This is a genomic window from Actinoplanes sp. ATCC 53533, assembly GCF_003947245.1.
In genome coordinates this window covers 1-4,126 of the sequence record NZ_QHHV01000373.1, presented here as the reverse complement: position 1 = coordinate 4,126, position 4,126 = coordinate 1, and the positions used below count along the sequence as shown (strand labels likewise).

The following is a 4,126-nucleotide window of genomic DNA, read 5'->3' as shown; positions in this document are numbered from 1 at the left end:
TCCAGCAGGCGACGGGCCAGCAGGCTGTGCCGGCTGTGTCGCACAGTCAGTCCGTCGATTTGCTCGGCGAAGATCCGGCGGACACAGTCTGCCAGGGTGCAGAAGAACCGCCGCACCCGTAACCGGACCACGGTCTCCCGGCCCGCGATCGCGGTGTCGAGCAGGCGCCGCTCGTACCGGCTGTGCACCCGCCATGACGGGGTGGAACAGGCCGGACACCGAGCGGCGACCGTGCTGGTCTCGGCCTGCACCCGCATCGACGTGCCCGTGTCGGACACGTTCGTGATGCGCAGCCCGGACAGGTGCGGGAAGAACACCGCAAGTAGCTCCACTAAGGACATAGGACATGATCAACCATCGACCAGTCGCGATCACCGAGACCGTGCCAGAGCCGCTTCGCCCTGACCCTTGACAACCACAACGACGGGTGGCCCTCACCATCCCGACGATCCACACCGCCCACAACCACAACCAAAACGGCGACCGGCAACCAGCGACTGACGACCGAACGCCAACGACGACCCCACCCAGAAGTCCTTGACCGGGCCGACCGTCAACCAAACCCGCCGCCAGGCCAGCATCCCTCCCCATCAGCGCCCCCCGGCGACCTCTGAGCCCTCGTCTCCACAGACCACAACGGCGACACCAACACCGTGACGTTCGCGCGGTGACGTTCGCGCGGTGACGTTCGCGCGGTGACGTTCGCGCGGTGACGTTCGCGCGGTGACGTTCGCGCGGTGACGTTCGCGCGGTGACGTTCGCGCGGTGACGTTCGCGCGGTGATGCCCGCACCGCAGCCGCCGAGCCCACCGCCAGCCCTGCCTCGCCCCGGAACCCGGCCATGATCACAAACGGGCAGGTGCCGTCCTAGTCGGGTCCAGCAGGCTTGTTGGGTCCGGTAGGACCGGGGAAGGAGACTTGGATTCGCAGACCGTCGTGGCCGGTGGACGACGCCGCGATGATGCCGTCGTGCGCACGGGTGATCGAGCGGGCGATCGCCAGGCCGAGGCCCGCGCCTCCGCTGTGGTTGATGCGGGCACTGGACAGCCGGCGGAACGGCTCGAAGAGGGCGGCCACCGCGTCGACTGGCACATCGTCGCCGGTGTTCGTGACGATCAGGGCCGGGTCGTCACCGACCTGCACGTCGATGGTGCCGTCCGGTCGGTTGTATTTCACGGCGTTCTGCACCAGGTTGCTGACGAGGCGTTCCAGCAGCACCTGCTCACCCAGCACGGTGCGTGGGCGCAGCGTACTGGTGATCGTGATGCCGGCCTCGGCGGCCCGGGTGCGTTGGGCGTCGAGCACCTCCGCGGCGATCAGATCGAGCCGCAGTGGCGTGCGCGACAGCAGGCCGCGGTCGCTTTCGGCGAGGACCAGGAGGCCCTCGATCAGCCGCTCGTTGCGTTCGTTGGTCTCCAGCAGTTGGGCGGTGAGCAGCGCGAGCTGGTCCTCGGTGCGGGCGCCGGCCATGCCGACCTCGATCAGCGTTCGTTGGACCGCGAGCGGAGTACGCAGCTCGTGGGAGGCGTCGGCGGCGAACCGGCGCTGTGCCTCGTATCCCACGGCGATGCGATCCATCATGGCGTCGATCGTGCGGCCGAGCAGGGCCAGCTCGTCGCGACCCGCACCGGGCCGGAGCCGGTGGCCCAGATTCTGCGGGCCGACGTTCGCGATCACCGGAACCAGATCCCGGACCGGCCGCAGGCACCACCGTGCCGCGAGCAGGCACGCCGCCAGGAACACCGAGAGCACCAGCGTCCTGGCGATGCCGGGCACGATGGCGGGCCGCCGGAAGACCTGGACGCAGAGGAACGAAGCGTCGTCGCCCGGTGCCCGTAGCTCGGCCACCCCGCACCAGGACGGCCCGAACTCGCGCCACAGCGCGAGCATCTGGTCGGCGAGCATCGGGGCGAACTGCGCCGCGACGAGGACGATCCCGCAGAGCAGGAGAACTCGCCGGGCCGGCGAGGGCGACGTCATGGGCCGAGCCGGTAGCCGACCCGGGGCACGGTGTGAATCACCGGCGGGTCGCCCAGCTTGCGGCGCAGGGTCATGACGGTGGTGCGGACGGTGTTGGTGAACGGGTCGGCGTTCTCGTCCCACGCCTGTTCGAGCAGGTCCTCCGCGCTGACCACGCGGTCGCCGGCGCGCATCAGCACATGCAGCACGGCGTACTCCTTCGGCGACAGCGAAAGCGTCAGTCCGTCGCGAGCGGCTGTGTGCCGGGTCACGTCCAGCATGATGCCGGCCTGCTCCAGCACCGGGGGCAGCGCCGGGACAGCGCCTGCAGCCGCGCGACGAGCTCGGCGAACGCGAACGGCTTGGTCAGGTAGTCGTCAGCGCCGAGGCCGAGGCCTTCGACGCGGTCGCGGATCCCGGCGGCGGCGGTCAGCAGCAGCACCCGCGTGTCGAGCCCCGACGCGGCGATCCGCCGGCACACCTCGTCGCCGGTGCTGCCGGGCATGTCCCGGTCGAGAACGGCGACGTCGTAGCGGTTGACGCCGAGCTTCTCCCAGGCAGTGACGCCGTCGTAGACCACGTCGACGGCCATGGACAGTCGGCGCAGTCCCTCGGCCACCGTGTCGGCGAGCACCCGCTCGTCGTCCGCGACCAGTATCCGCAACGCCGAGCCCTCCTCGCCTCTCGTTATCGCTGACTTCTGTGATCGCCCGCCAGGCTGGCACAGTTCCGATAAAGGATCCATAAGGACGTTGCCGACGTCCGCCGGACGGGCGCCCGCGCAGCATGGCTCGCCATGAGATCTCTCCGTCGATGTCTCGTCATCATCCTGCTGGTCGGGGCGCTGACCGCCGCGCCCGCGAGCATCCAGCCGGCATCCGCCATCGCGTACGGCGAGGACGTCAGAGCCGGCGCCTATCGGTTCTCGGTGCTGCTGACCATGACCGGCCTGCCCACCGGCGCCGGCACCCGCGACAGCTCCTGCTCCGGCGCACTTGTCGCACCCCGTTGGGTGATCACCGCGGGGCACTGCTTCCGCACCGCCGCCGGCCGGCGGGTGAGCCGGCTCGTGGCGGCCCGCACCACGGCCACGGTCGGGCGCGCGGATCTGCGCAGCAAGGAGGGTCACCAGGCCGAGGTCGTCACCGTACGCCAGGCCGAAACCGCCGACGTGGCGTTGGTGGAGATCGACACCGCGATCACCGACATCGCGCCGCTGCGGATCGGCACCGCACCGCCTGCGGCAGGCGAGGTTGTCCGGTTGACCGGGTACGGGCTGATCGTCGGTGACGAGTCTTCAGCCCGGTCGAGGGTGGCGGCGGGGCGGTCGGACGGGGAGTCCGCGTCGACGGAACGGCTGCAGACTGGGCAATTCGTCGTCGGCCGAGTGAACGACTCGCTCATCGAGACATCTGGCAAGGCGCCGCGTGCGAGCACGAGCCCGTGCCCGCACGACTCCGGCGGGCCGTACTTCCGGCAGCAGCAGAACGGGGCCGCGGTCCTGGTCGCAGTGGTCAGCAGCGGGCCAGGATGTCCCCACGAGGGGGCGGACTTCAGTGCCCGCACTGACAATCTCGCCGACTGGATCGCCAGCACGACCGGCGGGTTGGGCGCGCGTGATCGCTACCTGATCGGTTACGGCCTGAGTGGCCTCGTCGCGCTGGTGGCCGTCCTCATGCTGGTTCTCGTCGTCCGGTGGCGCAGACGGCGAGCATTCTCGGTGAGGCCACCGGCCTGGCAGTCGTCGCATCGAACGTCCGTGCGGTGGCAGTCGTCCCGCGAACGGACCTGATGGCGGTCGGTGGTGAGGGCCGACGGATCTCGGGCGCGCGTGGTCAACGTGAAGCGGGTCGGTCGCGGCACTGGCGCGTCGTAAGGCCCGGACTACGGTCATCGGGAGTTGCGGTTGCCGGGCGTTGCGGTTACCGGGCGTTGCGGTCATCGGGCGCTGTGGTTGCCGGGCGTTGCGGTTGCCGGGCGTTGCGGTCATCGGGCGCTGTGGTTGCCGGGCGTTGCGGTCATCGAGCGCTGCGGTCATCGAGCGCTGCGGTCATCGAGCGCTGTGGTCATCGAGCGCTGTGGTCATCGAGCGCTGTGGTCATCGAGCGCTGCGGTCGTCTGGCGCTGCGGTCGTCTGGCGCTGCGGTCGTCTGGCGCTGCGGTCGTC

3 protein-coding genes and 1 pseudogene are annotated in these 4,126 nt (G+C 70.1%); 1 reads left to right on the top strand and 3 read right to left on the bottom strand.

Annotated features, from left to right (window positions below):
* From DMB66_RS57495 to DMB66_RS57485, 3 genes and pseudogenes are all read right to left on the bottom strand, one after another.
* A partial coding sequence (locus DMB66_RS57495; protein WP_199753258.1) for a transposase family protein occupies positions 1 to 332 on the bottom strand: 332 nt, incomplete at its 3' end.
* A gap of 535 nt (positions 333 to 867) precedes the next feature.
* Entirely contained in the window at positions 868 to 1,980 is a 1,113-nt protein-coding gene (locus tag DMB66_RS57490) for an ATP-binding protein (RefSeq protein ID WP_125812407.1), read from the bottom strand.
* Positions 1,977 to 2,623: pseudogene (locus DMB66_RS57485) on the bottom strand (response regulator transcription factor). The gene DMB66_RS57490 and the pseudogene DMB66_RS57485 overlap by 4 nt, the downstream one beginning before the upstream one ends.
* 132 nt (positions 2,624 to 2,755) lie before the next feature.
* Here DMB66_RS57485 and DMB66_RS57480 point away from each other — a divergent pair.
* Positions 2,756 to 3,751 (top strand): trypsin-like serine protease, encoded by a 996-nt coding sequence (locus DMB66_RS57480; protein WP_125812406.1) that lies wholly within the window; start codon positions 2,756 to 2,758, stop codon positions 3,749 to 3,751.
* Positions 3,752 to 4,126: the final 375 nt, after the last annotated feature.

Excerpts from the sequence above, each read along its gene's own strand:
- DMB66_RS57480 (WP_125812406.1), top strand. The coding sequence starts at position 2,756 with ATGAGATCTCTCCGTCGATGTCTCGTCATCATCCTGCTGGTCGGGGCG.
- DMB66_RS57490 (WP_125812407.1), bottom strand. The coding sequence starts at position 1,980 with ATGACGTCGCCCTCGCCGGCCCGGCGAGTTCTCCTGCTCTGCGGGATC.